We start from the raw sequence: 26923 nt of genomic DNA on the forward strand, positions 1-26923 counted from the left end.
GGCCACCGTGCTGACGACACCGCCGCGAAGGAATACTCCCCTCACAGCGCGTCCAGTTTGCCGGTTCCCCCCACCCGAGCGCCAGCCGGGATCGCGCACGTCACCGGGTTGGTCCTGTAATTTCGGTCACTTCGGTCCACCAGGTGGTCCCGAGCGTGTGATCGCTGTGAGGTCCGGGCGACACTCTCAGCAAAGCTCAAATAGGTTCGTCTGGTGCCCCGACTCCCGCTCCCGCGCACCCGCGGAGCCCGCCTCACCGCGCTCGCCGCCGTCGTCGCGGTCCTGGCCGCCGGCGCGGTCTTCTGGATCACGCGTCCCGCGGCGCCCGCCCCGGTGCCCGCGCAGGACGCGCTGATCGACATGCCCGCCGCCCCCGGCTCGGCGGAGCAGGTCAAGATCGACACGACGACCTACCTCCCGGCCACCGTGCCCGCGCCCGCGGTGCTGCTCGCGCACGGCTTCGGCGGGGACAAGACCAGCGTCGCCGACGACGCCCGTGAGCTCGCGCGGAAGGGCTTCGTCGTCATGACGTGGTCGGCCCGCGGGTTCGGCAAGAGCACCGGCAAGATCGGGCTCAACGACCCGGACGGCGAGGTCGCCGACGCGAGCCGCCTGATCGACCGGCTCGTCGCGCAGCACCAGGTGACGCTCGACGCGAAGGGCGACCCGAAGGTCGCCGTCACCGGCGCCTCCTACGGCGGCGCCCTGGCGCTGCTGCTGGCCGGCACGGACAAGCGCGTCGACGCGGTCGCCCCGGTGATCACCTACAACGACCTCGCGCAGGGCCTGGTCCCGAACGCGGCCTCGCCCGCGCTCAAGGCGTCCGGCACACCGGCCGCCGGCGCGTTCGCCACCGACGGCGTCTTCAAGAAGAGCTGGGCGGGCATCTTCTTCTCCGCGGGTTCGGGCGCGGCCGCGAGCGGGGCGCCGTCGGCCGAGGCCCCCGAAGCCGGTCAGGAGACCGACGCCGGCTCGACGGGCGCCGCCGGGGGCGCGGCGGCCGCCGTCCCCGCGGTGCCGCAGGGTGCGGGCGGCGGACCCCGGAGCGGCCCGGCCGACCCGTGCGGCCGGTTCACCGCCGCGGTCTGCCGCGCCTACACCGAGCTCGGCACCACCGGGGCGGCGAGCCAGGCGAGCGTCGACCTGCTGCGCCGCGTCTCCCCCGCGTCGGTGACGGGCAAGATCACCGTGCCGACCCTGCTGGTGCAGGGCGAGAGCGACACGCTGTTCGGCCTCGACCAGTCCGACGCGACCGCGCGCCAGATCACCGCGGCGGGTGGCAAGGTCAGGACGATCTGGTACACCGGCGGCCACGACGGCGGCAAGCCCGGACCGCAGCTGCGCGCCAAGATCGGCGACTTCCTGTGGACCGCGGTGAACGGCGGCGACCCGGGCACCGGGTTCAGCTACGACGTCCAGGGCACGTTGCGCGCCAACGGAACCCCGTCGGTCCGCACGGTCACCGCGGCCGCCTACCCCGGGCTGGCCGGGCCCGCCACCGAGCGGCGGCTGCTGCCGATGTCCGGGCCCGCGCAGTCGGTCGTGCGCCCGGCCGGGGCCAACCCCTCGGCGGTGAGCGGCATCCCGGGCCTCAACGGCGTCGCGAGCAGTTCGTCACGGCTCGGCGCGCTGTTCAGCAACGACCCGCCGGGCCAGGCCGCGCAGTTCACGACAACGCCGGTGGACGGGCAGATCGTCGTGAGCGGCTCCTCCACCGTGCGGCTGCAGGTCGCCGCGGACCCCGCGCACCCGCAGCCGGACGCGGTGCTGTTCGCGAAGCTCTACGACATCGGGCAGGACGGCTCGCGCGTGCTGCCGGCCAACGCGATCGCGCCGTTCCGGGTCAGCGGGCTGCCCGCCAACGGCAACCCGGTCGAGGTCACCGTGACGCTGCCCGGCATCGTCCGGCCGATCGAGGGCGGCCACTCGCTGCGGCTGGTCGTCGGCACCACGGACCAGTCGTTCGCGACGCCGGGCGCGCCCGCGGTGTTCCGGGTCGCGCTCGCCGGCGGCACCGCGCTGGGCGTGCCGATCGTGCCCGGGACGTCGGTCGGCTCGCCGGCCCCGGTCGGGCAGCTGGTCGGTATCGGTGTGACGCTGGCGATCGGCGTCGCGGCGGTGCTCTTCGCGGCCCTGCGCCGCCGCCGGGCCACCGACGTCGACCCGGAACTGGCCACCACGCCGCTGGTCATCGAGGGGCTGCGCAAGCAGTACGCGGGCGGGTTCGTCGCGGTGAAGGACCTGTCCTTCCGCGTCGAGCCGGGCCAGGTGCTCGGCCTGCTCGGGCCGAACGGCGCGGGCAAGACGACCACGCTGCGGATGCTGATGGGCCTGATCACGCCGACCGAGGGCAGCATCCGCGTGTTCGGCCACAAGATCACCCCCGGCGCGCCGGTGCTGTCGCGGATCGGCTCGTTCGTCGAGGGTTCGGGCTTCCTGCCGCACCTGTCCGGCCGGGCGAACCTCGAGCTGTACTGGGCTTCGACCGGGCGCCCGGCGGACAAGGCGCACTTCGCGGAGGCGTTGGAGATCGCCGGGCTCGGCACCGCCGTCGACCGCCGGGTGCGGACCTACAGCCAGGGCATGCGGCAGCGGCTGGCGATCGCCCAGGCGATGCTCGGCCTGCCGGAGCTGATGGTGCTCGACGAACCGACCAACGGGCTCGACCCGCCCCAGATCCACCAGATGCGCGAGGTGCTGAAGCGGTACGCCGCGACCGGCCGCACCGTGGTGGTGTCGAGCCACCTGCTGGCCGAGGTCGAGCAGACCTGCACGCACGTCGTGGTCATGCACCGTGGCTCGCTGGTCGCCTCGGGCGAGGTCGGCGAGCTGGCCGCGGCGGGCGGCGAGGCGACGTTCCGGGTCGATGATCCGGCGGCGGCCGCGGCGGCGCTGAAGGCGCTCAGCGGCGTCACCGACGTCGAAGTCGAAGGCGACTTCGTGCACGCGAACCTCGGCGAGCTGCCGAGGGCCGAAGGCGTGGCCGCGCTGGTGCGCGCCGGCGTCGCGGTGGAGCAGGCCGGGCCGAGGCGCCGGCTGGAAGACGCGTTCCTGCAACTGGTCGGAGATGAGTCATGAGCGAGGGTGTGCACACCGATCCGCACGCGCTCGACGAGCTGAGCGACGTCGCGTCGCACGAGCACGCCGGGGTCGGGCCGGACGGCGCCGTCGAGGGTTACTCGGCGCGCCGGACGCTGCGGCTCGGCGTCGAGCTGCGGCGCCAGCTCAAGCGGCGGCGCACGCAGTTCCTGCTGGGGTTCGTCGCGATCCTGCCGTTCATCCTGGTGATCGCGTTCGAGCTGGGGCAGTCGAACCCGAACCGGCGCAGCGGCGGGTTCGTCGACCTGGCGACGGCGTCCGCACCGAACTTCGTCGTGCTGGCGCTGTTCGTGTCGGGGACGTTCCTGCTGCCGATGATCGTGGCGCTGTTCTTCGGCGACACGATCGCGAGCGAGGCGTCGTGGTCGAGCCTGAAGTACCTGCTGGCCGTCCCGGTGCCCCGGCACCGGGTGCTGCGGCAGAAGGCGATCGTGTCCGGGCTGCTGTCGGCGTTCGCGCTCGTCCTGCTGCCGGTGATGTCCCTGGTCGTCGGGCTGATCTGGTACGGCGCGGGCGACGCGATCAGCCCGACCGGCGACGCGGTTTCCTTCGGCGACAGCATGCTGGCCATCGCACTGTCCACTGTGTACATCATCCTGCAGCTGGCCTGGGTGGCCGGGCTGGCCCTGGCGCTGAGCGTGTCGACGGACGCCCCGCTCGGCGCCGTCGGCGGCGCGGTGCTGGTGGCGATCCTGTCGCAGATCCTGGACCAGATCACGGCGCTGGAGGGCCTGCGCAACTACCTGCCGACGCACTACGCGTTCTCGTGGATGGACCTGATCTCCACGGACGTCGACTGGACCAACCTGGCGAGCGGCCTGCTCTCGGCGGTCATCTACGGAACGGTGTTCTTCCTGTACGCCGGGCGGCGCTTCGCCCGCAAGGACATCACGAGCTGAACCCGGTACGGTCGGGCAGGTGCCGATCACGCTGGAGAGCCACCACGACGTCGCCGTGCTGCGGATCGACCACGGCGGCGGGAACACCCTCGACAGCGACTCCTGCCGCGAGCTCGTGCTGCGGCTGGAGGAGGCTTCGCAGGCCCGCGCCGTGGTGCTCACCGGCACCGGGCGCGTCTTCTCCGCCGGCGTCGACCTCAAGCGGATCCACGACGGCGGCGCGGCCTACGTGTCGGAGTTCCTGCCGCTGCTGTCCGACGCGCTGCTGGCCGTGTTCGGCTTCGCGCGTCCGGTGGTCGCGGCGCTGAACGGGCACGCCATCGCCGGCGGCGCGGTGCTCGCCGCCGCGTGCGACCACCGCGTGCTCGGGGCCGGGACGATCGGCGTGACCGAGCTGCTGGTCGGGGTGCCGTTCCCGCTGTCGGCCCTGGAGATCCTGCGCTGCGCGTACGGGACCACGCCGCTGCCGTCGCTCACCTACTCGGGCGAGGTTTACGGCGGCGAGGACGCGCTCGCCCGCGGCCTGGTCGACGAGCTGGCCGCCCCGGGGGACGTCCTCGAGCGGGCGCTGGCCGTCGCGACCCGGCTCGGCGAGCTGCCGGCCGAGGCCTTCGCGCACACGAAGGCCCAGATCCGGCAGCCCTTCCACGAGCGGATCGCCGAGCACCGCCACACCGACGACCCCGAGGTGGAGCGGCTGTGGCGCGCACCCGCGGCCCTCGCCGCGGTGAAGTCCTATGTGGACAAGGTGCTCGGCTAGACGGCGTGCACGCCGCTTTCGGCGAGGGCCTTGATGCCTTCGACCGTCTTCTGCATGTTGTTCTGCAGCTCCCCCAGCCGCATCGCGACGATTTCGTCCTCGTGCTCGGGCATCGAGCCGATGATCGTCGTCAGGTTGGACGGCCCGGGGCCGATCTGCGCCCACTGGCGCAGGATCGTGCCGTCACCGTCCGGGACCAGCTCGAAGCGCCAGGACGCGGCCGGGTTCGTCACGTCCATCACGGCCCACGCGAACAGCCGCCCGGGCTCGTAGCCGGTCACGGTCGAAACCGTCTCCCACTCCCCGGCGACCGGGTGGGAGTTGCGGCCGCGGAACTGCGCGCCCAGGCCGGGCTCGGTGCCCTCGACCCAGCCGCCGCCCTGGAACTCGTTCGAGAACCGGGCCGGCAGGTCGACGTCCAGCAGCCAGGACCAGACATCGGCCGGCCGCGCGGCGATACGGACTTCGACCTGCGTCGTAGGGCAGTCGGAAACCTTCATGGCGGACCCCTCGCTCGATGCCGGTGCCTACGGCTTCGGACCGTAACGTGGCGCCGATCACGCGGACAACTCGCACGGTGCCCGCCGCTGCGCACGGGAGAGGACGCGCGCACCCGACGAAAGTCGGGTCCTGACCGATTGTGCGCCCGGACAGCCGATTGCCGACCATCGCCGATTCTGTGAGGGTCCCACAGTGGGCTCCCGACAGTGGGCTTCGGAGCCGGGGAGGGTGCTTCCATGCGCAGACCGTTCATCGCCGTCGTCGCGGCCTTGCTGGCCCTGGCTGGGCTGGCGCCCGCCGCGAGCGCGGAGACCGACATCAGGGCGGCGCTGGCGAAGATCCCCGGGCTGACGATCGTCAAGGAGGACCCGGCGCCGGCCGGGTTCCGGTTCTTCGAGCTGACGTTCACCCAGCCCGCCGACCACCGCGACCCCCGCGCGGGCACGTTCCAGCAGCGGTTCACCCTGCTGCACCGCGACTTCTCCGCCCCGACGGTCGCCTTCACCAGCGGCTACAACGTCAGCACCGCGCCCAACCGGTCGGAGCCGACGCAGATCGTCGACGGCAACCAGCTTTCCATGGAGTACCGGTACTTCACGCCGTCACGGCCGGAGCCGGAGAACTGGGCGAAGCAGCTGACGATCTGGCAGGCGGCCGCGGACGAGCACCGCGCGGTGCAGGCGTTCAAGGCGATCTACCCTGGCAAGTGGCTGGCCACCGGCGGCAGCAAGGGCGGCATGACCGCGACGTACTTCCGGCGCTTCTTCCCCGACGACGTCGACGCGACGATCCCGTACGTCGCGCCCAACGACGTCATCGACCCGATCGACGTCTACAACCGGTTCCTGTCCCGCGTCGGCAACGACCCGGCGTGCCGCGACAACCTGAAGGCGATCCAGCGCGACGCGTTGAAACGCCGTGACGAGCTGGGCGCGATCGCCGCGGCCGACGCGGCTCGCCGGGGCCTGACGTTCTCGATCGTCGGCTCGGCCGACAAGTCCCTCGAGATTTCGGTGATCGACTCGTACTTCGCGTTCTGGCAGTACCAGAAGCAGGCGGACTGCGCGACGGTACCCGCGCCCGGAGCGCCCGCGGCGGAGGTCTACGCCTGGTACGAGAAGGTGGAGAGCCTCAACACCTACTCCGACCAGGACCTCGCGCCGTTCATCCCGTACTACTACCAGGCGGCGGCCCAGCTGGGCTCGCCCGAGGCGTACGACAGCTACCTCCGCGACCTGCTCCGCTACCCGGGTGCCGACCAGCCGAAGACGTTCGTGCCGGCGTCGATCCGGATCCCGCGCTTCGACTACCTGGCGATGCCCGACATCGACTTCTGGGTGAAGTCCCGCGGCACCCGGCTGCTGTTCGTGTACGGCTCGAACGACCCGTGGGGCGCGGAGCCGTTCGAGCTCGGCTTCGGCAGCCGGGATTCCTACCGGTACTACGTGCCGGGCGGCAACCACGGCTCGAAGATCGCCCAGCTGCCGGCGGCCGACGCCGCCGCGGCGACGGCGACGGTCCGCCGCTGGGCCGGGCTGCCGGCGACGTCCGCTCTGACGGCTCGCACGGCGCCCGCGGGCTTCCCGGACTTCGACGCCGACCTCACGCTTTCGGGGCGTCCGCCGCTGTGAGTTTCCGCGGGCCGGGCGTAGTCTCACGGCACCTGACGGCCCGGCCTGAGGAGTCGTGATGCCTCGTCCCGTCCACTTCGAGATCCACGCGGGCGACCCCGACCGCGCGGTGGCGTTCTACACGGCGGTGTTCGGCTGGAAGTTCGAGCGCTGGGGCGAGGTGCCGTACTGGGTGATCTCGACAGGCGAAGGCGACGGCATCGACGGCGGCCTGGTCCCCCGCATCGGCCCGGAACCCGAGGATTCGGCCCCGATCCACGGCTACGTCAACACGATCGACGTCGCGGACCTGGACGCGTCCCTGGCCGCGGTGACGGACGCGGGTGGTTCCCTGGCGCTGCCGAAGAACCCGGTGCCGGGGGTCGGCTGGCTGGCGTACTGCAAGGACACCGAGGGCAACATCTTCGGCATGCTGCAGCCGGATTCGGAAGCACCGGCGCCGGGCTGAGGCCGTCTCGCCTTCCCAGGCGTCGGCGCTCACGACTTCAGTTCGACGAGTTCGAGGTCGGTCTGCGCGAAGTCGTCCCCGATGCACAGCAACGGTTCCCCGGCGACGAAGGCCGTGGCGTAGGTAAGGCAGTCACCGAAGTTCAGGCCGGCCGGATGCCTGCCCTTGCCGTATCGCATGAAGGCCACCTGCGCCGAACGCCAGTGCGCGTCGCCGAAGGAGATCACCTCGAACCGCCGTTGCTGCAGGAAGTCCGCGAGCAGGGCCTTGCCCCGCGGACCTTCCTTGTGCACGAGGACGAGGGTGGTCTCGACGAGCGTCGGCGCCCCGACCCGGCAGACCTCGGCGGAGCCGATGGCTTCGCCGAGCCGCGGCGCCATGGGCTCGCCCATGAGCGTCGCGATGATCGCGGAGCTGTCGATGATCACACGCCACCGGGCCCGTAGCCGAGGATCTCTTCGCGCTCGGCCTTGCTGATCGGCACGCCACGGTTCTCCACGGAGATCTGGGGCCAGATCTCCTCCTCGAGAAAACGGACGAAGGCGGCGCCGTCCCTGGCCGCGCTCTGCTGCTTGCGAAGCTGGTCACGGCGCAGGCGCAGCGCCTCACGGACGGCACCGGTCTTGGTGTCGCCCGTCAGCTCGGCGATCTCGGCGGCCAAGCGCTCGGTCTCCGGGTCCTTGATGTTCATCGCCATGGTGTAATTCTACCTTCGATGGTGTAACCCGACCACAGTCCCCGATCCGGACCAGGGCGGGCCGCGTCCGGCCGCGGCCGCCCACGCAGCGGCGACCCGCGCTCAGAGCCCCACCACTGAGGCCTGCGGCGAACCTCATCCGTGCCGGTACGAGCAGGTGCCCAACCGCCCATGATCGGGCGCCCCGAGCCGAGCGAGTACCCGCAGACCACGGCAGGCGCCCCTGGCCAGCCCGGCTCGGGCCGGGCCTTACTTGATGCCTGCCGCGTCCATGCCCCTCAGCTCCTTCTTCAGGTCCGAGATCTCGTCGCGGAGGCGGGCGGCCAGCTCGAACTGGAGGTCGCGGGCTGCCTGCATCATCTGGTCCGTCATCTGCTGGATCAGGTCTGCCAGCTGGGCTCGTGGCATGGCCGAGACGTCCTTGTCCACCAGCATGCCCGAGCTGCGGACCCGGTCGCCCTGCTCCGGCTTCTTGCCGCGCGAGGAGTTGCGGCCCGAGCCGCCCACCGAGACCTGCTCCGAGTCCTCCGCTTCGCTGTAGACGCGGTCGAGGATGTCCGCGATCTTCTTCCGCAGCGGCTGGGGGTCGACGCCACGCTCTTCGTTGTAGGCCACCTGCTTCGCGCGGCGGCGGTCCGTCTCCTCGATCGCGTGCTGCATCGAGTCGGTGATCTTGTCCGCGTACATGTGGACTTCGCCCGAGACGTTTCGCGCCGCGCGGCCGATCGTCTGGATCAGCGAGGTGCCGCTGCGGAGGAAGCCTTCCTTGTCCGCGTCGAGGATCGCCACCAGCGACACCTCCGGCAGGTCGAGGCCCTCCCGCAGCAGGTTGATGCCGACCAGCACGTCGAAGTCGCCCGCCCGCAGCTGGCGCAGCAGCTCCACCCGGCGCAGGGTGTCGACCTCCGAGTGCAGGTAGCGCACCCGGATGCCCAGCTCCAGCAGGTAGTCGGTGAGGTCCTCGGCCATCTTCTTGGTCAGCGTCGTGACCAGCACGCGCTCGTCCTTGTCCGCGCGCTCGCGGATCTCGTGGACCAGGTCGTCGATCTGGCCTTCGGTCGGCTTCACGACCACCTTCGGGTCGACCAGGCCCGTCGGCCGGATGACCTGCTCGACGAACTCGCCGCCGGCCTGGCCCATCTCGTACGGGCCCGGCGTCGCCGACAGGTACACCGTCTGGCCGATCCGGTCGGAGAACTCCTCCCAGGTCAGCGGCCGGTTGTCGACCGCGCTCGGGAGGCGGAAGCCGTACTCGACCAGGTTCCGCTTCCGCGACATGTCGCCTTCGTACATGCCGCCGATCTGCGGGACCGTCTGGTGCGACTCGTCGATCACCAGCAGGAAGTCGTCCGGGAAGTAGTCGATCAGGGTCGCCGGCGCCGAGCCCGGGCCGCGGCCGTCGATGTGGCGCGAGTAGTTCTCGATGCCGGAGCAGAACCCGACCTGCCGCATCATCTCGATGTCGTAGGCCGTGCGCATGCGCAGCCGCTGCGCCTCCAGGAGCTTGCCCTGCTTCTCCAGCTCCGCCAGGCGTTCCTCGAGCTCCTGCTCGATGCCCTGGATGGCCTTCTCCATCCGCTCCGGGCCGGCGACGTAGTGCGTCGCCGGGAAGATCCGGACCTCGTCGACCTCCTTGACGATGTCCCCGGTCAGCGGGTGCAGGTAGTAGAGCTTCTCGACCTCGTCGCCGAAGAACTCGACGCGGATCGCCAGCTCCTCGTACGCCGGGATGATCTCGACCGTGTCGCCGCGCGCGCGGAACGTGCCGCGCGCGAACGCGATGTCGTTGCGGGTGTACTGGACGTCGACCAGCGCGCGCAGGAACACGTCCCGGTCGAGCTGCATGCCGACCGCGAGCTTGGAGGACCGGTCGAGGTAGGACTGCGGCGTGCCCAGGCCGTAGATGCAGGACACACTCGCGACCACGATGACGTCACGCCGCGACAGCAGGTTCATCGTCGCCGAGTGCCGCAGCCGCTCGACGTCGTCGTTGATCGACGAGTCCTTCTCGATGTAGGTGTCCGTCTGCGCGATGTACGCCTCGGGCTGGTAGTAGTCGTAGTAGCTGACGAAGTACTCGACCGCGTTGTTCGGGAAGAGCTCGCGGAGCTCGTTCGCCAGCTGCGCGGCCAGGGTCTTGTTCGGCGCCATCACCAGCGTCGGCCGCTGGACGCGCTCGATCAGCCACGCCGTCGTCGCCGACTTGCCGGTGCCGGTGGCGCCCAGGAGCACGATGTCCTTCTCGCCCGCCTTGACCCGGCGTTCGAGCTCGTCGATGGCCGCCGGCTGGTCACCGGCGGGCTGGTACTCACTGACCACCTCGAACCGGCCGCCGGTCCGCGGGATCTCCGAGACGGGCCGGAAGTCGGACTGAGCGAGCACGGGGTGTTCGGTTGCGAAAGCCACGGGAACCAGAGTAGGCCCCACCACCGACAATTTCCGTCGGCCCTGGTCAGCGGGGGTGGAACACGGTGACGGAGACGACTTCGGCGCCGTCCACGACGCAGTGCAGGACGGCCCCCGGCACCGGGCCGTCCCCGAAGCACGAGACCAGCACCCGGTCGGGTCCGGTCGCCTGGACCTCGGTGCGCGGGAACTCCCCGAGCACCTCGGCGACCTCGGCCGACGGCGCCTCGAGGTGGGCGAGCACGACCTCACGCGGCGACGGCGGCGGCGGGATCGGCAGCGCATGGCCCTCGAAGAGGCGGTTGAGCTGGTCAGCGGCCGAAACTGCCCGCGGGAACCCCGCGAACGCCGCCGTCTGGACGACGACTTCGCAGACCTCGGCCGGCGCCAGCCCGGAGGCCAGGCCGGTACGGAGGTGGACGCTCAGCGGCGGCCCCACCATCCCGGCCGCGACGATCGCCGCCAGGGTGGCCGCCTCGCGCGTCCGGGCGTCGAGGGCCGGGCGTTCGTGCAGGTGCCCGTAGACCGTGCCGACCGCCAGCTCGCCCAGCGCCGGAACGGTCGCGAACAACGCGTCCAGCCGGCGCTCGCCGCCCTCGACCAGTGCCGCGAAGTTCTCGCGGCCGCGCTCGTGCAGATCGGCCATCGGCTCGGTCACCGGGATCCCCTCTCAGCAGCTGCAGTCACAACAGGAGCAACAGTCGCAACAACCGTCACAGCCGCAGTCGCACCAGCTCAGGTCGCAGCTGCCGATCGGTTTCCCGCTCCACGGCCCAGGATAGGGATCACGGCAGCAGAACTGGCACGTGCAGCACATGTACGGCGCGATCGCGCAGCCGAGGAAGAAGTTGCGCCGCTTCGGCGGGACGGCGAACTTCGGGTACCAGAGGCCACCACCCTTGCCGTCGAGCGGCTCGGGTGACGGGTCGCCGGGACCGCCCGGGCCACCGCCGCCCGGGCCACCGGGACCACCGCCACCGGGCCCACCTCCACCCGGACCGCCAGGCCCACCGCCACCAGGTCCGCCAGGCCCACCACCGCCCGGGCCGCCGGGGCCGCCAGGCCCACCGAGCCCACCACCACCGGGGCCACCGGGGCCGCCAGGCCCACCGGGCCCACCAGGGCTACCCGGACCACCAGGCCCGGGCGCTCCCGGCGGCGGCACCGGCCCAGGCGGTGGAAACCCGTGCGGCCGCGGCGAACCCCAACCCGGCTGCGGCGGGTTCCGCGGCGCCTGCTGCGGATGCTGCTGCGGCGTCGGCCCCGGCCCGATCCACCCCGGCGGTGCCTGGTGCGGATGCTGCTGCGGCGTCGGCCCCGGCCCGATCCACCCGGGCGGCGGCTGCTGCGAATGCCCGAACGCGCGCCGCACCGCTTGGCGCAGCTCGTGGACCAGCAGCGCGTGCACCAGGCCGGGCTTCGCGAACTCGGCCTCCCGCAACGCGAGTTCGACGCCCAGGACCGCGTCGTCGCACAACCGCTTCGCCTCGGCGAGCGAAGTTCCCGTGGCCTGCAGGGGATTCCACGCCCCGGCCTGCGCGTCGGCCTCGAGGTCCTCGACGGCGTCCAGCAGGTGCGCCACCCGCCCGAACAGCCGGCCCGCCTCCGCCAGCGGGGCGACGTTCCCCGGCCGTCCGGCCAGCTCCGCGGTCCGGGCGAACGCCGCGGAAGTGGCCAGTTCAGCCGGTTCCGTCGCCGACAGCGCCGAGTCCCCGAGCCGGAGCGACCGTTCCAGCGCACCCTGCTGCTCGACGGCCTCCGTCAGCAGGGACGTGTCGAACCCGACGCGGCCGCCGGTGCGGCTGCCCTGGGCCGTCCAGCGGGCCGCGACCCGGCGCGCGGCCAGCGCCACCGGACGCCGGCCGAACGCGCCGTCGCGGTCTTCGACGTGGTCGCCGACCTTCGCCGCGGCCAGCACCAGGGACACCGCCGCGGCGAGCTGGGCGCCTTCGCCGCGCGCCACCGACGTCGAGCGCATGCCCCGCAGCGGGCACGGCCCGGCGTCCCGCCGCAGCTCCGCGCGCGGTGTCTGGGCCTCGACCAGGGCCGAGATGATCAGCCCGTCGTAGTTCGTGACGACGCGCGCGAACTGGCCGTGTTCGTCGCGCAGCGTGAGGCACAGCCCGCAGAGGTGCGCGAGCCAGTCCGCGTGCAGTCCTTCGGACAGCCGGTGCCGGCACGGTCTGATGATCCCGAACATCCCTGATTCCCCCTCGGCTCCCCAGGTCGGCGCACTTTAGCCCGAACGTGTGGCGCACGCGGCGGGTGTGCGGGATTCGTGACCGGCCCGGCAGGATGAGCGCCATGGCCGAACTGCACCCGCCGAAGGTCGAGATCTTCGACCCCGCCGAGCGCGCGAACATCGACCCCAAGGGCATCCTGCGCGAGGTCGAGGAGTACCGCGAGGAACCGTTCGGCCTCTACCTCGCCCGCCCCGCGCCGGGCCGCGCGCAGTTCCACTACCTCGAGTCGTGGCTGCTGCCCGGGCTCGGCCTGCGGCTCACCGACTTCTGGTTCTCCCCCGGCCACGAACGCGACCAGGACTTCTACCTCGACGTCGTCCGGGTCGACCGGGACGGCCCGCGCTGGGTCGCGACCGACCTGTACGTGGACCTGGTGCTCAAGGACAAGCTCTCACTGCGGGTGATCGACACCGACGAGCTCCTCGAAGCCCACGCGGCCGGACTCGTCACCGCCGAAGACGCCCGGTACGCGCTCGAAACCACGTACGCGGCCGTGGAAGGCCTGGCCGCGCACGGCTACGACCTCGCCGCCTGGCTGGCCACGAAGGACATCACGCTCACCTGGCGGCGGCACCCCTAGCGGCCGCGCCGGACCGTGCCCGGCGTCACCCTCCGCACGGTGGTGCCGGGGCAGGCCCCGTAAGGTGCGGAAGGGACCGGGCCGGACGACGAACAGGAGTGTGATGGACGCCGTAGCCACGGCCCCCGACCAGGCGAAAGCGGAGTTGGCGCCGTTCGCCCGGCTGCCGGTCCTGCTGTTCGCGGCCGGGACCGCGGTGGCGCTGCTCCTCACGGCCGGCCGGTACGGCTACTTCGGTGACGAGCTGTACTTCCTCGCCGCCGGCAAGCACCTGGCCTGGGGATACGCCGACCAGCCGCCGCTGGTGCCGTTCCTGGCCTGGCTGATGAACACCGTGGCGCCCGGCTCACTGGTGGTGTTCCGGCTGCCGGCGATCGCCGCGACCGCGGCCGGGGTCGTCGTCACCGGGCTGATCGCCCGGGAGCTCGGCGGGCAGCGCAAGGCGCAGGCCCGGGCCGCGGCGGCGTACGCGATCTGCGGGCAGTTCGTCGGCAGCGGCCACTACCTGGCGACGTCGACGATCGACCCGCTGCTGTGGACGCTCGTGCTGTGGCTGGTCGTGCGCTGGGTCCGCACCCGCGACGACAACCTGCTGGTGTGGCTCGGCGTCGTGACGGCGGTGGCGCTCAACGACAAGCTCCTCATCGCCGCGTTCTGGGTGGCGGCCGGGCTCGCGGTGCTGGTGTTCGGGCCGCGGGAGCTGCTGCGCCGGCCCAAGCTCTGGCTGGGCGCGCTGATCGCCGCCGTCTCGCTGGTGCCCACGCTGCTGTGGCAGCGGGCGAACGGCTGGCCGCAGCTGGGCATGGGCGACGCGGTCGGCGCGGAGGTCGACGCGGCGGGCGGGCGCGAGGCGTTCATCCCGAACCTGCTGGCCGGCGCCGGCTGGGTGATCGGCGCACTCGGCGTGCTCTACGGCGTCGCCGCGCTGCTGGTGAGCAAGCAGCTGCGGCCGTACCGGTTCCTCGGCTGGACGGCGCTCGGCGTCGTCGCGATCTTCCTCGTCGCGAACGGGCGCTACTACTACGCGGCCGGGATGTTCGGCGTGCTGTGGGCGGCCGCCGCTGTGCACGTCGAAGGGCTCAAGCCCGCGTTGTGGTGGCGCTGGGTGCCCACCTGGCCCGTTTTCGTGGTGTCCGCCCTGTTCAGCCTGCCGTTCACGCTGCCGATCTGGCCCGTGCACTGGCTGGTCGACCACCCCGCCGCGCCACGGCCCGCCTACGCCGCCGAAGAGGTCGGCTGGCCCGACCTCACCGACGACGTCGCCACGCTGTACCGGACCGCACCGCCCGGGACGGCCCTCGTCACGGGCGGCTACTGGCAGGCGGGCGCGCTCGGCCGGTACGGGCCCGAGCGCGGCCTGCCCGAGGCGTACAGCCCCAGCCGTGGCTTCTGGTATTTCGGCCGGCCCGCCGACAACGCCGACACCGTGCTCTTCGTCGGGAACGACCCGTCGAAGCTCGCGAAGCACTTCGGCAGCGTCCACATCGTCGGGCAGGTCGGCAACCGGCTCGGCCTCCACAACGCGAGCGAGCACATGCCCGTCTGGCAGCTCAGCGGCCGGACGGCGAGCTGGGCCGAGATCTGGCCCCAGCTCAAGGACATGAGAGCGTAAGCCTCGAGGTCGGCCGGGGCCGCCCGATGTGCCGGTACGCTTGCACGTCGAGTCCGAACCCGGCGGCGGCACCGCGATCTCGGCCGTCCTGGCCGCCGTAACCGCCCGCCGGAGGCCTCTGAATGACCATCACCGTGCTGATCGCCGACGATCACCCGGTCGTCCGCGACGGCCTGCGCGGCATCTTCACCGGCCGTGGCTTCGAGGTCGTCGGCGAGGCCGCGAACGGCACCGAAGCCGTGACGCTGGCCGAGCGGCTGCGTCCCGACGTCGTGCTGATGGACCTGCGGATGCCGGGCACCGACGGCGTCGCGGCCATCACCGAACTGGCCCGCCTCGGCAACCCGGCGCGTGTCCTGGTGCTCACGACGTACGACACGGACTCCGATGTGCTGCCCGCCATCGAGGCGGGCGCCACCGGCTACCTGCTCAAGGACGCCCCGCGCGAGGATCTCTTCCGCGCGGTCGAAGCCGCCGCGCGCGGCGAAGCGGTGCTCTCCCCCGCCGTCGCGTCGCGGCTGATGGGCCGGATGCGCGAGCCGGCGCGGGACTCGCTGTCCCAGCGGGAGCTCGAGGTGCTCACGCTGGTCGCCCGCGGGTCGACGAACAAGGAAGCGGCGAAGAAGCTCTTCATCAGCGAAGCGACGGTCAAGACGCACCTGATCCACGTCTACGCGAAGCTCGGCGTGAAGGATCGCGCGGCCGCGGTGGCCGTGGCGTTCGAACGCGGACTGCTGGGCTCCTAAGGCGTCCAGCCGGTGGCCGTCGCCCACTTCTCGGCGCGGGCGAACGCGCCGTTGACCCAGTCCTGCTTCTCGTCGGCGTAGGCCTCCACGGTGCCGTCTTCGGCGTGCGCCTCGGCCAGCCGCAGCTTCACGTCGCGGTAGTCGTCGCGCTGGTCCGGGTTCGCGCGCAGGTAGTCGCGGAAGAGCAGTGCGAGCCGCCAGGCGGGCGTCTCCAGGGACCGGACGTGCAGGTTCACCGGCCGCTTCGGGTCGGCGCCGACGTGCAGGCGCTTGGGCCACGGCTCGCCGCCGTCCTGGGCGTCGTCGTACCAGTCGCCGTCCAGCCGCGGGAAGCCGGCGTCGGACAGCAGCTCCCGCAGCGTGTCGGCATCGTCCATTGTGGACACCGTGAGCTGCAGGTCGAGGATGTTCTTCGCGGGCAGGCCGGGAACGGCGGTCGAGCCGATGTGGTCGGCGCGCCGGGCGAGCTCCCCGGCCGCGGCGCGCACCCGGGCTAGCACCCGCTCGGCCTGCGCCGGCCAGGTGAGGTCGTACTCGGCGATCACCGGTGACATCGGCGGCCGCGGCCGGCGCAGCCGGACGTTCGCCTCGAACGGCACGAGCCGGTCGGCCCACAGCGCGTCGACGTCGAGGAGGACGGCGTCCTCGGGGCCGCCGTTGTCCAGCCAGACGTCCGCGACGGCGCGGCGCTGCTCGTCGCTCGCCTGCGCGCGGATCCGCGCCCGGGCGTCCTCCTCGGCCATCCCGCGCACGGTCACCAGCCGCCGGACCCGCACTTCGACCGGCGCGTCGACGACCACGACCAGGTGGTACGCCGTCGCGAGGCCGTTCTCGACCAGCAGGGGGATGTCGTGGACGATGATCGCGTCGGGCGCCGCGGCGGCCATCAGCTCGCCGGTGCGGGCGCCGACGAGCGGGTGCACGATCGCGTTCAGCCTTCGCCGCGACTCGTCGTCGGCGAACGCCTTCGCGGCGAGCGCGGGCCGGTCGAGCGAGCCGTCGGCGGCCAGGATCTCCGCGCCGAACTCCTCCACCAGCCGTGCCAGCCCCTCGGTGCCGGGTGCGACGACCTCGCGGGCGATCCGGTCGGAGTCCACCAGCACGGCACCGTGTTCGGCCAGCCGGTTCGCCACGGTCGACTTCCCGGCCCCGATCCCACCCGTCAACCCCACGCGCAACATGCCGATCACCCTAGTCAGGCGGTCCGGATGGGCTCGCCGCGACGTTCGGACTACGCCATCCGGGCCGGGCGCGTAACGTGGGTAATCGTTTTCCCGACGCCATCGTCAGCGGGTCACGGGCCCGCCCTGGTCAGGGGAGGGACCATGACGATGGCGAAGATCGGCAGGTCGGCGGCGGCCGTCCTGTGCGCGGGCACGCTGGCCGTGGCGGCGCCCGAGGTGGCGGAAGCTTCGGCTCCTTCGGCGACGCACTGCCTGTCGGGCGTCTACCGCCTGCTGGTCCGGTGCCGGCACACGCCCACGAGCACGGTGTGTGCGGTGAAGACGACGTGGACCCCGTTCGTCACGACGTGCGAGGGTGCCCCACCGGCCTGACAGCCCACACGAACGGGTGATCCGCAAGACGATCGTGACGCGTGACTCAACCGATATCCGGACACGCCGCGTTGCTTACCCACCTAGGCGGGGTCAACTGCGTACCGTGCGCGCGACAGGGTCGCCCACACGGAGGAACGATGGCGGACAGCAAGCACGTCGGGAGGCACCGGCTCGGCACGCCGGGGCTGGTGCACTGCGTTCTCCATCGCCCGGTGGCCGACGCACTGGCGGACTACCGCCGCACCTGGCTGAGTGCCCTGCTGGTGCCGGCCAAGCACAGCTTCGCCGGCTTGCGCCGCAAGGCCCGCGCGGCGGCCCTCGAGCGCATCTGGGTCCCGGCGGTGGTCACCCGAGCCCCGGCCACGGTCACGGCTCGCGCCGCCTGACGTCCCGGCCGCTGAGTTTCGCCGCGGTCCGCGCTGCCTCACACCGGGCCGAGTTCGATCGCCAGGCTCCCGCCCGGCGGATGGTCGGCCGCACCCGCAGCGACGGCCGCCGCCGGCTCAGGGGGCGACTTCGCGGGTCTCGATCGCGATCTCCGAAGACAGCGTCCGGTGCACCGGGCACTTGTCGGCGATCAGCATGAGCCTGGCGCGCTGATCGTCGTCCAAGTCGCCCTCCAGCTCGATCTCGCGCGTGATGCGGCTCAGCATGCCGCGCTCCGTCTCGCACTTCGCGCAGTCCTCGGCGTGGATGCGGTCGTGGCGGAGGCGGATCGTCGCCCTGGTCAGGGGGATTTCCTTGCGGTTGGCGTACATCCGCAGCGTGATCGCCGTGCACGAACCCAGCGATGCGAGCAGCAGCTCGTACGGGTTCGGGCCCGTGTCGGCGCCCCCGACCGCTACCGGTTCGTCGACGAGCAGTTCGTGCGTCGCCGTCGTGACCTGCTGCGTGTACGTGCCGTCGCCGGTCGCCGTGACGACGACCGTGCCCGGCTCGGGGTGCTCCATGCGCTTCGGTCCTCCCAGAACGAGTGCGCGTCCAGCCGACGGGAACATCCGGACATCCGGCGCATTCCCAAGACGCTGCGGATATCGTATCTTTTGCTGCGGGTGGGTCACCCGGACGTCGTCGTGCGCGAAGGGGGTGCGCCGTGGCCACCAGGCACCTGTCGATGCGTCCCGCCGAGCAGGGCAGCCGCGAACGCTACCTCGACGCGGCGCTGTCCGTGCTGCTCGACCGCGGCGTCATGGGGCTTTCGGTGCGCGGGGTCGCGGAGGCGGCCGGCGCGTCGACGATCTCGGTGTACGCCCGCTTCGGCGGCCGCGCGGGCCTGCTCGACGCGCTGTACGAGCGCACCTTCGACTCGCTGCGGGAGCTGCTGGAGGGCCTGCCGCCGTCGAGCCGGGACGGCGTCGCCGACCTGCTGCACCTGGCCCTCGAGTACCGGCTGTTCGCCCTCGAAAGCCCGGTCCGCTACGCGTTGATGTTCGAGCGCCCGGTGCCGGGCTTCGACCCGGACCCGGCCCTGCGGTCGGCGGTGGTGCGGACGACGTTCGGCCTGTTCATCGACCGCGTCGGGCGGGTCTGCCCGCCGGGTGCGGACGCCCGCGAGGCGGCGTACCAGCTGTGGACGACGATGCACGGCCTGGTCGGCGCCGAGCTGATGCTGGCGTCGCGGACGCCGCTGCCGGACTGGTTCATCCCGCCGACCGACGAGGCCAACGAGGCCATGTACCGGCGCGGCGTCAGCGCGATGATGACCGGCCTGGGCCTGCGCAACCCCTGATCAGCACAACGAAGAACCCCCGGTCCGAAGGGGACCGGGGGTTCTTCGTCAGCTCAGAGCCGCTGGTGCTCACGCACCGCCGGAGAGCTTCTCGCGGAGCGCCGCGAGCTGCTCGTCGGAGGCGAGGGTGCCACCGCTGCTCTTCGTGTCGGTCGAGGTCGAGCCGGAGGTGTAGCTCTCCGAACCACCCTCGACGCCGGTCGCGGCGTCGGCGGCGGCTTCCGCGTCGGCCTCGACGGCCTTCTGGACCTGCTTCATGTGGGCCTCGTAACGAGTGTGCGCCTCGGCGTACTGGCGCTCCCACTCCTCACGCTGCTTGTCGAAGCCTTCCTGCCACTCCTGCGTGTCCGGGTCGAAGCCTTCGGGGTAGATGTAGTTGCCCTCGGCGTCGTACTCGGCGGCCATGCCGTACTGGGTGGGGTCGAACTCGGTGTCCGGCGTGACGCCCTCGTTCGCCTGCTTCAGCGACAGCGAGATGCGACGGCGCTCGAGGTCGATGTCGATGACCTTGACCATGACGTCGCCGTTGACCTGGACGACCTGCTCCGGGATCTCGACGTGGCGCTCGGCCAGCTCCGAGATGTGCACCAGGCCCTCGATGCCCTCCTCGACGCGGACGAACGCGCCGAACGGGACGAGCTTGGTGACCTTGCCCGGCACGATCTGGCCGATCGCGTGGGTGCGGGCGAACTGGCGCCACGGGTCTTCCTGGGTCGCCTTCAGCGACAGCGAGACGCGCTCGCGGTCCATGTCGACGTCCAGGACCTCGACCGTGACCTCCTGGCCGACCTCGACGACCTCGGACGGATGGTCGATGTGCTTCCAGGACAGCTCGGAAACGTGCACCAGGCCGTCGACGCCACCCAGGTCCACGAAGGCACCGAAGTTGACGATGGACGACACGACGCCCTTGCGGACCTGGCCCTTGGCGAGCGCGTTGAGGAACTCGCTGCGCACCTCGGACTGGGTCTGCTCCAGGTAGGCGCGGCGGGACAGGACCACGTTGTTGCGGTTCTTGTCCAGTTCGATGATCTTCGCCTCGAGCTCCCGGCCGACGTACGGCTGCAGGTCGCGGACGCGGCGCATCTCGACCAGGGACGCGGGGAGGAAGCCGCGCAGGCCGATGTCCAGGATGAGGCCGCCCTTGACGACCTCGATGACGGTGCCCTTGACGGGCTCGTCCTTCTCCTTGAGCTCCTCGATCGTGCCCCAGGCGCGCTCGTACTGCGCGCGCTTCTTGGACAGGATCAGACGGCCTTCCTTGTCCTCCTTCTGGAGAACGAGGGCTTCGACCTCATCGCCGACGGTGACAACCTCAGCCGGGTCGACATCGTGCTTGATGGACAGCTCACGCGAGGGGATGACGCCCTCGGTCTTGTACCCGATGTCGAGCAGGACCTCGTCGCGGTCGACCTTGACGATGGTGCCCTCGACGATGTCGCCATCGTTGAAGTACTTGATCGTCTTGTCGATCGCCGCGAGGAAGTCTTCCTCCGACCCGATGTCGTTGATGGCGACCTGCTGGGGCCCGGTGGGGGCGGTCGGGGCGGTGGCGGTGTCGGTGGTCATTAGGCGGGTTGCTCCGGTGGATGGAATCGAGGGTTGGCAGTTGTCGGCGCGAATGGGTGCATGCGACGACCCTGCGAGCAAACGTCCACCAGTGAACGACCGCGGCATGACCCGCATAACGGTGCGCGACCCGAGCCCGACCAGAAGCTGAGCGGAAGGCAGCGCGAACCCACTGCGCTAACACTTATCGTACGCGGCGGCCGCTAGGGGGCACAATCAGGGTCCCCCTCGATCGCTAAGGTCCTCGCGGAAGCAAACACGCACCGGACCGGAGACCACCATCATGCCACCGGAGGAGCCACCCGCGCCGGGGCGCCACGACGCCGCCGAGCACCGGCTGGGCACCTCGGCCGTCGCCTACCGCGAGGTCGGGGGCGCCGAAGCCGCCGCAGCGAACCTCGCCTGGTGGGACGCCGACGCCGACGACTACCAGGCCGAGCACGGCGGGTTCCTCGGCGACGCCGACTTCGTCTGGTGCCCCGAGGGCGTGCGGGAGGCCGACGTGCGGCTGCTCGGCGACGTCCGCGGCAAGCGCGTGCTGGAGGTCGGCTGCGGCCAGGCCGCGTGCTCGCGCTGGCTGGCGGGCCAGGGCGCGGACGCCGTGGCGACCGACCTGTCCGCCGGCATGCTGCGCCACGCCCGCGAAGGCAACGCGCGCACCGGCCACGCCGTCCCGCTCGTGCAGGCCAACGCCGAGCACCTGCCGCTGGCGTCCGGCAGCTTCGACGCCGCCTGCTCGGCCTTCGGCGCGATCCCGTTCGTGGCCTCGGTCGACGCGGTCTTCGCCGAGGTGCACCGGGTGCTGCGGCCGGACGCACCGTGGGTGTTCTCGGTGACTCACCCGATGCGGTGGATCTTCCCGGACGACCCCGGCCCGCAGGGGCTCACCGTCACCCAGCCCTACTTCGACCGGACGCCGTACGTCGAGGTCGACGACGAGGGCGCCGCCACCTACGTCGAGTACCACCACACCCTCGGCGACTACGTCCGCGCGCTGGCCTCGGCCGGGTTCACGCTCACCGACCTCGTCGAGCCCGAGTGGCCGGAGGGGCACACCCGGGTCTGGGGCCAGTGGAGCCCGCTGCGCGGCCGGCTGTTCCCGGGCACCGCGATCTTCCGCACGCGCCGCTCGTGACCTCCCTGGAGGAGCAGCAGAACGCGCGGTTCGCCGCGCTCGACCCGCTGCTGCCGCCGATCACGGCCCCGCCGGCCACGGCGAGCGAGCCGCTGGTGGTGCTCGCGGGCGGGCACCGGGCGGGGGCGCTGCTCACGCACGTCGTGCACGCGCCGGGGTCGTGGCCCGCGCTCTGGGGTCCCCTGGAGGTCTGGGACCTGACCGCGGTCCCGGGCGACAGCGGCGCGGCCGGGCTCACGGCGCTGCTGGGCGCGTGGCGCGACCGGATGCGCGGGACGCGGCCCGAACCGGATTCGGCCTGCACGCTGACCTGGCCCAGCCGCGACGCCGAGGCGTCCGCGGTCCTGCTGGCCCACGGCTTCGCCCCGCTCACCTGCCTGGCCGTGCGCGCGCCCGACCCGGTCCCCGGGGCCGGGCCCGCGCGGGTGAGCGTCCGCCGCGCCGGCGAGGGCGACGTCGAGGCGCTGACCGAGCTGCGGCTGGCGGAATGGCGCTACACCTCGCAGGTCGGCACGGCGGTGCCGCGGCCGGGCGCGCGGGACCTGCTGCGCGCCGAGGTCGTGCGCTCGCTGCGGTTCAGCGGCCTGGTCTGGCTCGCGGAGGACGACGGCGTGCCGGCCGGCCTGGCCGCCTGCGCGCTGGCCTCGCCCGCGCCGGGCGACAGCATCCACGGCCGGCTGCGGCCGGGCCGCTGGGGCTACGTCGACACGCTGTCGGTCGCGCCCGAGGCGCGCGGCGGCGGCGTCGGCCGGGCGCTGATGGCGGTGGCCCATCGCGAGCTGCTGGACGCCGGCGTGCGCGGTACGTTCCTCTTCTACCACCCGGCGAACCCGCTCTCGCCGGTGTTCTGGCACCGGCAGGGCTATCGTCCACTGTGGACGATGTGGATCCGGCGACCCGCCTGGTCCTGACCGACGCACCAGGGGGACCCATGGAGATCGCCGAGCCGCTGCTGGCCGCCCACCGGGCGCGCTTCGCGGCCGTCGACGCTCTGCTGCCGCCCGCCGCACCCCCGGCCGAGGGCCGCCGACTGGACGCCGCGACCGCGGACGGCACCCGGGTTACCGGCGTTCTCCAGCGGCACCGCCTGGACCCCGGGGACATCGCGAGGCTCTGGTCGGCGGCCGACGTCCGGCAGCTGTTCCCGTACTTCGGCGACACCGGCACCGAGGGCATCGACCTGCTGCTGCGGCGGCTGAAGGACGTCCTGGCCGACGAGGAGACCGGCGACGACTCTTCGTGCGTCGTGGTCTGGCCCAGCCGCGACGCCGAAGCCGTCCGCGCGTTCCTCGACCACGGCCTGGTCCCGCTGGGGGCGCTCGGCGTGCGCACCGCTCCCCCGCCCGGAGGGGACGCCGGGGCCGGGATCCGCCGCGCCGGACCGGAGGACTTCGCCGCGGCCCTGGACCTGGCCACCGCGACGTTCGACTACACCGGCCTGGTCGCCGCCGCCCGCCGCGTGAACACGGCCGACCTGCTGGGCCCTTCGCTGCGGGAAGCCTTGGCCGAGCCCGAGCCGGCCGTCTGGCTGGCCGAGGAAGACGGCGAAATCCGCGCGCTCGCGCACTGCGCGTGGATCGACGCGACGGACGGCAGCGAGGCGGGCGAGCTGCTGCCCGCCGGGCGCTGGGGCTACGTGAACAACGTCGTGACCGCGCCGGGGCACCGCGGCGGCGGCCTCGGCCGGAGGCTGATGGCCCGGGTGCACCGGGAACTGCACCGGGGCGGTGCCACCCGCACCTACCTCTACTACAACCCGACCAACCCGCTGGCGTCGGTGTTCTGGCACCGGCAGGGCTACCGTCCACTGTGGACGACCTGGGAGGTCCGCCCCGCGTCGGCGCTCCGCTGAGCGGGATCCCCTCCCCCGCCCGGGGCGGCCGGGCGGCGGCGCGGCCGCGGGAGTGGGAAGGTCGGCGTCACCCACGGGTGTGACGTGCGCCCGGTGATCTTGCCGGGCACCTCCGCGAGGGCTAACTTTTGAACTGACCGGTCAGTTCAAAAGTTCTCGACGCTGGAGTAACCGTGCAGGTCCGAGCCGATCGCGTGTCCCTCGAAGGGCACCACGGCACCTTGTTACCGCCCACCTCGCTGATCGTCGGCGAGGGCGACCTGGCGATCGTGCACGGCGAACCCGGCGTCGGCGTCACGGCCTTCGGGCTCGCACTGGCCGGGCGGCTCAAGCCCAGCACCGGCACGGTGCACGCCGAGGGCACGGACGCGAAGCCGAGCGAGCTCGTGGCCGTCGTCGACGCCCCCGGCGTGAGCGATCCCGACGAGAACGTCCAGCTGCGGGTCGTCGTCGGCGAGGAGCTCGCGCTCGCGCACCGGCCCGCGCACAAGGAGGACGTCGCGCGCTGGCTGGCCGAGCACGACGCCGCGCCGTACGCGGACACCCGCTTCGAGAACCTCGAGCCCGCGCTGCGCACCCGGCTGCTCACCGAGCTCGCCGCGGCTCGCGAGGGCGTGCGCGTCCTCGTGCTCGACACGCCGGACCGGCACACCAGCCGGGTCGAAACCTGGGCCGGCGTGGCCCGTGAGCACGCCGAGCGCGGCTTCGCCGTCGTCGTGCTGGCCGCCACCACCCCGGAGTCGGCGCTGCCGTTCCCGCCCGCGCGCATCGGCGAGACCGAGCAGCCGGCGCCGCAGCACTGCGCTCCCGTCCCCGAACCCACCGAAGAGCTCTCCCCGAGCACCGACGGAGACCCCGCATGAACGCCCTCCGGATCGCGCGCAACGAGCTGCGCCGCCTGTCCACCGGCACGATGCCCAAGCTGGCGCTGGTCGCGCTCGTGCTGGTGCCGCTGCTCTACGCGTCCTTCTACCTCTACGCGAACTACGACCCGTACGGCCGCCTCGACAAGCTGCCCGCCGCCGTCTTCACCAGCGACGCCGGCGCGAAGGACGCCAGTGGCCAGCAGCGCAACGTCGGCCGCGAAGTGACCGACGAGCTGGTCAAGTCCGGCACCTTCCAGTGGCACGAGGTGTCCGAGCAGGAAGCTCGCGACGGCGTCCGCGACGACAAGTACTCCTTCGCGATCGGCATCCCGAGCGGGTTCTCGCAGGCGCTGCTGTCGGTCGGCAACTTCCAGCCGCAGCAGGCGACGATCACGCTGACCACCAACGACGCCAACAACTACCTGTCGGGGACCATCGCGAAGCAGGTGGCCGAGCAGGTCCGCAAGACGATCGCGGAGAAGGTCGGCAGCGAGGCCGCGGACCGGTTCCTGGTCGGGTTCTCCACGATCTACGGCAAGATCCAGGAGGCGTCGACCGGCGCGGCCCAGCTCGCCGACGGAGCCGGGCAGCTGAAGTCCGGCCAGCAGCAGCTCGCCGACGGCGCCGCGAAGCTCGCGGACGGCTCGTCGACGCTGGCGACCGGGCTGGGCACGTTGAAGAGCAGTACCGCTTCCCTGCCCTCGCAGACGCAGCAGCTGGCCAACGGCGCGTCCCAGGTGGCTGCCGGGGACCAGAAGGTCGCCGACGCGGCTTCGCTCGCGGCCACGGCGTCGTCCGACATCCAGGGCAAGCTCGACGGCTACCGCAGCCAGCTCCAGACCGACCTGCGCAACGCGGGCGTGCCCGAGAACGAGGTCCAGGCGATCCTCGCCAAGGCCGACCAGCTGCGCTCGCCCGTCGACCAGGCGAACGGCAAGATCCAGCAGGCCAACGGCGACCTCGCGAAGCTGGCCGACGGCGCCCGCCAGGTCTCCGACGGTGCGGCCAAGCTCGCCGCCGCCTCGCCGCAGCTGACGAGCGGCATCGCGCAGGCGTCCGACGGCGCGAACCAGCTGCGTGACGGCGCTTCGAAGCTCAACGACGGCGAGAAGACGGCCGTCACGGGCACGAACCAGCTCGCGGACGGCGCGGTCAAGCTGCGTGACGGGCTGGCCGCCGGTCTCCAGCAGATCCCGAACCCGGACGACCCGACCCGCAACGCGACGGCCAACACGATCGCGGACCCGGTCGCGGTAAACGCCAACGGCGAGGCGTCGGCGGGGACGTACGGCGCCGGGCTCGCGCCGTTCTTCATCTCGCTGGCGACGTGGATCGGCGCGTTCGTGCTGTTCCTGATCCTGCGGCCGCTCTCGACGCGGGCCCTGACCGCGGGCGCGGCGCCGTTCCGGGTCGCGGTCGGCGGCTGGCTGTCTTCGGCGCTGCTCGGGATCGCGCAGGTGATCGTCCTGTTCGGAGCGGTGACGTGGCTGGTCGGTATCCACATCGCGCACCCGCTCGGCGCGATCGGGTTCGCCGTGCTGGTTTCGCTGACCTTCACGTCGGTGGTGCACGCGCTGAACGCGTTCTTCGGCGCGATCGGGAAGTTCCTCGGGCTGGTGCTGCTGGTGCTGCAACTGGTCAGCGCGGGCGGCACGTTCCCGTGGCAGACCATCCCGGACGCGCTGTACCCGCTGCACGTGGTGCTGCCGATGGGCTACGCGATCGACGGCTTCCGCCACCTGTTCTACAGCGGCGCGACGGTGAACCTGCTCGGCGACATCGGCGTGCTGCTGGCGTACCTGGTGGGCGGGATCCTGGTGTCGACGCTGGCCGCGCGGAAGCGTCGCGTTTGGACGGTGTCGGCGCTCAAACCCGAGCTGAGCCTGTGAGCGGCGGGACCAAGCAGAAGCTCTTCGAGGCCACGCTCCGGCTCTCGAAGAGCCGGGGCCTGGTGGGCCTGACGGTCGACGACATCGCCGCCGAGGCGGGTGTCGCGAAGGGCACGGTCTACTACAACTTCGGGTCCAAGGACGGCCTGGTCGACGGGCTGCTGCGGTACGGGGTGGACATGCTCGCCCGCCGGCTACGCGGGGCGGTTTCGGACGCGGACCCGCTGGACGTGATCGAGGCCCAGGTCGACACGACGCTGGAGTTCATCGCCGCATACCCGGGGTTCTCGCAGATCCTGGTGAGCGAGCTGTGGCGCACGCCGGGCCAGTGGCACGACACGCTTTCCCTGCTGCGCGAGGAGATCATCTCGATCGTGAAGCAGCAGTTGTCCCGGCTGGAGTCGGCGGGCCGGTTGCCGGAGGGCGTCCAGATCCCGACGGCGGCGGCGGGGTTGTTCGGCACGATGCTGGTGGTGGCGCTGGACTGGCAGGTGTTCGGGCCCCAGCGGACGCGGAGTGAAGTGCGGGAAGCGGTGATGGTGCTGATCCGCGGCCTCGGGCGCCACTGACCCACGGCTCGGCTCGCGGCTTCGGCTGCCAACTGCGCTGCGGCTGCCCTCGGCCTCGGCGGCCAACCGCACCACGACTACCCGCAGCCTCGGCGGCCAACCGCACCACGGCTGCCCGTGGCTCGGCAGCCAA

The 26923-nt window shown here is 72.2% G+C and carries 26 protein-coding genes; 17 read left to right on the forward strand and 9 right to left on the reverse strand.

Annotated features, from left to right (window positions below; genetic code table 11):
• Window positions 1–213 precede the first annotated feature (213 nt).
• The 3 genes from ACYVLJ_RS25545 to ACYVLJ_RS25555 are packed head-to-tail and all read left to right on the forward strand — an operon-like array spanning window position 214 to window position 4758.
• Entirely contained in the window at window positions 214–3078 is a 2865-nt protein-coding gene (locus ACYVLJ_RS25545) for an alpha/beta fold hydrolase (protein ID WP_460440638.1), read from the forward strand.
• Window positions 3075–3998: an ABC transporter permease gene (locus tag ACYVLJ_RS25550; RefSeq protein WP_451983109.1), complete on the forward strand. Its 924-nt coding sequence runs from the start codon at window positions 3075–3077 to the stop codon at window positions 3996–3998. The genes ACYVLJ_RS25545 and ACYVLJ_RS25550 overlap by 4 nt, the downstream gene beginning before the upstream one ends.
• Before the next feature lie 19 nt (window positions 3999–4017).
• Window positions 4018–4758 (forward strand): enoyl-CoA hydratase/isomerase family protein, encoded by a 741-nt coding sequence (locus ACYVLJ_RS25555; RefSeq protein WP_451983112.1) that lies wholly within the window; start codon window positions 4018–4020, stop codon window positions 4756–4758.
• On the opposite strand, the gene ACYVLJ_RS25560 is transcribed toward ACYVLJ_RS25555, so the two are convergent.
• A complete protein-coding gene (locus tag ACYVLJ_RS25560; protein ID WP_451983115.1) occupies window positions 4755–5258 on the reverse strand; it encodes an SRPBCC family protein in 504 nt (167 codons plus the stop codon). The genes ACYVLJ_RS25555 and ACYVLJ_RS25560 overlap by 4 nt on opposite strands.
• Before the next feature lie 237 nt (window positions 5259–5495).
• Between ACYVLJ_RS25560 and ACYVLJ_RS25565 the strand changes: the two genes are divergently transcribed.
• Together ACYVLJ_RS25565 and ACYVLJ_RS25570 are read left to right on the forward strand one after the other, a co-directional pair.
• The gene (locus ACYVLJ_RS25565; RefSeq protein WP_460440639.1) at window positions 5496–6890 is read left to right on the forward strand and encodes a S28 family serine protease; all 1395 of its coding nucleotides are present in this window, start codon (window positions 5496–5498) and stop codon (window positions 6888–6890) included.
• Window positions 6891–6948: 58 nt separating this feature from the next.
• Window positions 6949–7338 (forward strand): VOC family protein, encoded by a 390-nt coding sequence (locus ACYVLJ_RS25570; protein WP_460440640.1) that lies wholly within the window; start codon window positions 6949–6951, stop codon window positions 7336–7338.
• A gap of 29 nt (window positions 7339–7367) precedes the next feature.
• Here the strand turns inward: ACYVLJ_RS25570 and ACYVLJ_RS25575 are convergent, their stop codons facing one another.
• From ACYVLJ_RS25575 to ACYVLJ_RS25595, 5 genes are all read right to left on the reverse strand, one after another.
• Window positions 7368–7766, reverse strand: coding sequence for a type II toxin-antitoxin system VapC family toxin (locus ACYVLJ_RS25575; protein WP_460440641.1), 399 nt, complete (start codon window positions 7764–7766; stop codon window positions 7368–7370).
• Complete coding sequence (locus tag ACYVLJ_RS25580) at window positions 7763–8035, reverse strand: type II toxin-antitoxin system VapB family antitoxin (protein WP_451983127.1); 273 nt, start codon at window positions 8033–8035, stop codon at window positions 7763–7765. Before ACYVLJ_RS25580 ends, ACYVLJ_RS25575 begins: the two co-directional genes overlap by 4 nt.
• A 249-nt stretch (window positions 8036–8284) precedes the next feature.
• The gene (gene uvrB, locus ACYVLJ_RS25585) at window positions 8285–10441 is read right to left on the reverse strand and encodes an excinuclease ABC subunit UvrB (RefSeq protein WP_451983130.1); all 2157 of its coding nucleotides are present in this window, start codon (window positions 10439–10441) and stop codon (window positions 8285–8287) included.
• A 46-nt stretch (window positions 10442–10487) separates the two neighbouring features.
• Complete coding sequence (locus ACYVLJ_RS25590; RefSeq protein WP_460440642.1) at window positions 10488–11099, reverse strand: carboxymuconolactone decarboxylase family protein; 612 nt, start codon at window positions 11097–11099, stop codon at window positions 10488–10490.
• Between the two features lie 12 nt (window positions 11100–11111).
• Window positions 11112–12641 (reverse strand): DUF5685 family protein, encoded by a 1530-nt coding sequence (locus ACYVLJ_RS25595; RefSeq protein WP_460440643.1) that lies wholly within the window; start codon window positions 12639–12641, stop codon window positions 11112–11114.
• A gap of 104 nt (window positions 12642–12745) precedes the next feature.
• Between ACYVLJ_RS25595 and ACYVLJ_RS25600 the strand changes: the two genes are divergently transcribed.
• The 3 genes from ACYVLJ_RS25600 to ACYVLJ_RS25610 all read left to right on the forward strand — a co-directional run bounded on the left by ACYVLJ_RS25600 (window position 12746) and on the right by ACYVLJ_RS25610 (window position 15622).
• Window positions 12746–13264 (forward strand): ribonuclease FAU-1 family protein, encoded by a 519-nt coding sequence (locus ACYVLJ_RS25600; protein WP_451983139.1) that lies wholly within the window; start codon window positions 12746–12748, stop codon window positions 13262–13264.
• 103 nt (window positions 13265–13367) lie between these two features.
• Entirely contained in the window at window positions 13368–14876 is a 1509-nt protein-coding gene (locus ACYVLJ_RS25605) for an ArnT family glycosyltransferase (RefSeq protein WP_460440644.1), read from the forward strand.
• 122 nt (window positions 14877–14998) lie between these two features.
• A complete protein-coding gene (locus ACYVLJ_RS25610) occupies window positions 14999–15622 on the forward strand; it encodes a response regulator (RefSeq protein WP_451983145.1) in 624 nt (207 codons plus the stop codon).
• Here the strand turns inward: ACYVLJ_RS25610 and coaE are convergent.
• Window positions 15619–16803, reverse strand: a complete 1185-nt coding sequence (gene coaE, locus ACYVLJ_RS25615) for a dephospho-CoA kinase (RefSeq protein ID WP_451983148.1) — start codon at window positions 16801–16803, stop codon at window positions 15619–15621. The two genes, ACYVLJ_RS25610 and coaE, sit on opposite strands and share 4 nt — an antisense overlap.
• Before the next feature lie 144 nt (window positions 16804–16947).
• Between coaE and ACYVLJ_RS25620 the strand changes: the two genes are divergently transcribed.
• Entirely contained in the window at window positions 16948–17178 is a 231-nt protein-coding gene (locus ACYVLJ_RS25620) for a hypothetical protein (protein ID WP_460440645.1), read from the forward strand.
• A 140-nt stretch (window positions 17179–17318) separates the two neighbouring features.
• Window positions 17319–17567, forward strand: a complete 249-nt coding sequence (locus ACYVLJ_RS25625) for a hypothetical protein (protein ID WP_451983154.1) — start codon at window positions 17319–17321, stop codon at window positions 17565–17567.
• Between the two features lie 117 nt (window positions 17568–17684).
• Here the strand turns inward: ACYVLJ_RS25625 and ACYVLJ_RS25630 are convergent, their stop codons facing one another.
• Window positions 17685–18131: an OsmC family protein gene (locus ACYVLJ_RS25630; protein ID WP_460440646.1), complete on the reverse strand. Its 447-nt coding sequence runs from the start codon at window positions 18129–18131 to the stop codon at window positions 17685–17687.
• A gap of 164 nt (window positions 18132–18295) precedes the next feature.
• Between ACYVLJ_RS25630 and ACYVLJ_RS25635 the strand changes: the two genes are divergently transcribed.
• Complete coding sequence (locus ACYVLJ_RS25635; RefSeq protein WP_451983523.1) at window positions 18296–18910, forward strand: TetR/AcrR family transcriptional regulator; 615 nt, start codon at window positions 18296–18298, stop codon at window positions 18908–18910.
• Window positions 18911–18979: 69 nt separating this feature from the next.
• Here ACYVLJ_RS25635 and rpsA read toward each other — a convergent pair whose 3' ends face one another.
• Window positions 18980–20479: a 30S ribosomal protein S1 gene (gene rpsA, locus ACYVLJ_RS25640; protein WP_364451091.1), complete on the reverse strand. Its 1500-nt coding sequence runs from the start codon at window positions 20477–20479 to the stop codon at window positions 18980–18982.
• A 283-nt stretch (window positions 20480–20762) separates the two neighbouring features.
• Here rpsA and ACYVLJ_RS25645 point away from each other — a divergent pair, with 283 nt between their 5' ends.
• From ACYVLJ_RS25645 to ACYVLJ_RS25670, 6 genes are all read left to right on the forward strand, one after another.
• Entirely contained in the window at window positions 20763–21614 is an 852-nt protein-coding gene (locus ACYVLJ_RS25645) for a class I SAM-dependent methyltransferase (protein WP_460440647.1), read from the forward strand.
• Window positions 21611–22525, forward strand: coding sequence for a GNAT family N-acetyltransferase (locus ACYVLJ_RS25650; protein ID WP_460440648.1), 915 nt, complete (start codon window positions 21611–21613; stop codon window positions 22523–22525). The genes ACYVLJ_RS25645 and ACYVLJ_RS25650 overlap by 4 nt, the downstream gene beginning before the upstream one ends.
• Before the next feature lie 20 nt (window positions 22526–22545).
• Window positions 22546–23466 carry a GNAT family N-acetyltransferase gene (locus ACYVLJ_RS25655; protein WP_460440649.1) on the forward strand — a complete coding sequence of 307 codons (921 nt, stop codon included), beginning with the start codon at window positions 22546–22548 and terminating at the stop codon, window positions 23464–23466.
• 173 nt (window positions 23467–23639) lie between these two features.
• Window positions 23640–24329, forward strand: coding sequence for an ABC transporter ATP-binding protein (locus ACYVLJ_RS25660; RefSeq protein ID WP_451983169.1), 690 nt, complete (start codon window positions 23640–23642; stop codon window positions 24327–24329).
• Complete coding sequence (locus ACYVLJ_RS25665) at window positions 24326–26221, forward strand: YhgE/Pip family protein (protein WP_460440650.1); 1896 nt, start codon at window positions 24326–24328, stop codon at window positions 26219–26221. Before ACYVLJ_RS25660 ends, ACYVLJ_RS25665 begins: the two co-directional genes overlap by 4 nt.
• Window positions 26218–26790 carry a TetR/AcrR family transcriptional regulator gene (locus tag ACYVLJ_RS25670; RefSeq protein WP_460440651.1) on the forward strand — a complete coding sequence of 191 codons (573 nt, stop codon included), beginning with the start codon at window positions 26218–26220 and terminating at the stop codon, window positions 26788–26790. The genes ACYVLJ_RS25665 and ACYVLJ_RS25670 overlap by 4 nt, the downstream gene beginning before the upstream one ends.
• The last annotated feature ends 133 nt before the right edge of the window (window positions 26791–26923 follow it).

It is taken from the genome of Amycolatopsis stemonae (assembly GCF_054781455.1).

What these genes read in the sequence shown, in the direction of transcription:
- ACYVLJ_RS25665 (WP_460440650.1), top strand. Translation starts at nt 24,326, where the DNA reads ATGAACGCCCTCCGGATCGCGCGCAACGAGCTGCGCCGCCTGTCCACC.
- rpsA (WP_364451091.1), bottom strand. Translation starts at nt 20,479, where the DNA reads ATGACCACCGACACCGCCACCGCCCCGACCGCCCCCACCGGGCCCCAG.
- ACYVLJ_RS25595 (WP_460440643.1), bottom strand. Translation starts at nt 12,641, where the DNA reads ATGTTCGGGATCATCAGACCGTGCCGGCACCGGCTGTCCGAAGGACTG.
- ACYVLJ_RS25610 (WP_451983145.1), top strand. Translation starts at nt 14,999, where the DNA reads ATGACCATCACCGTGCTGATCGCCGACGATCACCCGGTCGTCCGCGAC.
- ACYVLJ_RS25620 (WP_460440645.1), top strand. Translation starts at nt 16,948, where the DNA reads ATGACGATGGCGAAGATCGGCAGGTCGGCGGCGGCCGTCCTGTGCGCG.
- ACYVLJ_RS25625 (WP_451983154.1), top strand. Translation starts at nt 17,319, where the DNA reads ATGGCGGACAGCAAGCACGTCGGGAGGCACCGGCTCGGCACGCCGGGG.
- ACYVLJ_RS25550 (WP_451983109.1), top strand. Translation starts at nt 3,075, where the DNA reads ATGAGCGAGGGTGTGCACACCGATCCGCACGCGCTCGACGAGCTGAGC.
- coaE (WP_451983148.1), bottom strand. Translation starts at nt 16,803, where the DNA reads ATGTTGCGCGTGGGGTTGACGGGTGGGATCGGGGCCGGGAAGTCGACC.
- ACYVLJ_RS25570 (WP_460440640.1), top strand. Translation starts at nt 6,949, where the DNA reads ATGCCTCGTCCCGTCCACTTCGAGATCCACGCGGGCGACCCCGACCGC.
- ACYVLJ_RS25560 (WP_451983115.1), bottom strand. Translation starts at nt 5,258, where the DNA reads ATGAAGGTTTCCGACTGCCCTACGACGCAGGTCGAAGTCCGTATCGCC.
- ACYVLJ_RS25635 (WP_451983523.1), top strand. Translation starts at nt 18,296, where the DNA reads ATGCGTCCCGCCGAGCAGGGCAGCCGCGAACGCTACCTCGACGCGGCG.
- ACYVLJ_RS25580 (WP_451983127.1), bottom strand. Translation starts at nt 8,035, where the DNA reads ATGGCGATGAACATCAAGGACCCGGAGACCGAGCGCTTGGCCGCCGAG.
- ACYVLJ_RS25605 (WP_460440644.1), top strand. Translation starts at nt 13,368, where the DNA reads ATGGACGCCGTAGCCACGGCCCCCGACCAGGCGAAAGCGGAGTTGGCG.
- ACYVLJ_RS25600 (WP_451983139.1), top strand. Translation starts at nt 12,746, where the DNA reads ATGGCCGAACTGCACCCGCCGAAGGTCGAGATCTTCGACCCCGCCGAG.
- ACYVLJ_RS25645 (WP_460440647.1), top strand. Translation starts at nt 20,763, where the DNA reads ATGCCACCGGAGGAGCCACCCGCGCCGGGGCGCCACGACGCCGCCGAG.
- ACYVLJ_RS25630 (WP_460440646.1), bottom strand. Translation starts at nt 18,131, where the DNA reads ATGGAGCACCCCGAGCCGGGCACGGTCGTCGTCACGGCGACCGGCGAC.
- ACYVLJ_RS25655 (WP_460440649.1), top strand. Translation starts at nt 22,546, where the DNA reads ATGGAGATCGCCGAGCCGCTGCTGGCCGCCCACCGGGCGCGCTTCGCG.
- ACYVLJ_RS25565 (WP_460440639.1), top strand. Translation starts at nt 5,496, where the DNA reads ATGCGCAGACCGTTCATCGCCGTCGTCGCGGCCTTGCTGGCCCTGGCT.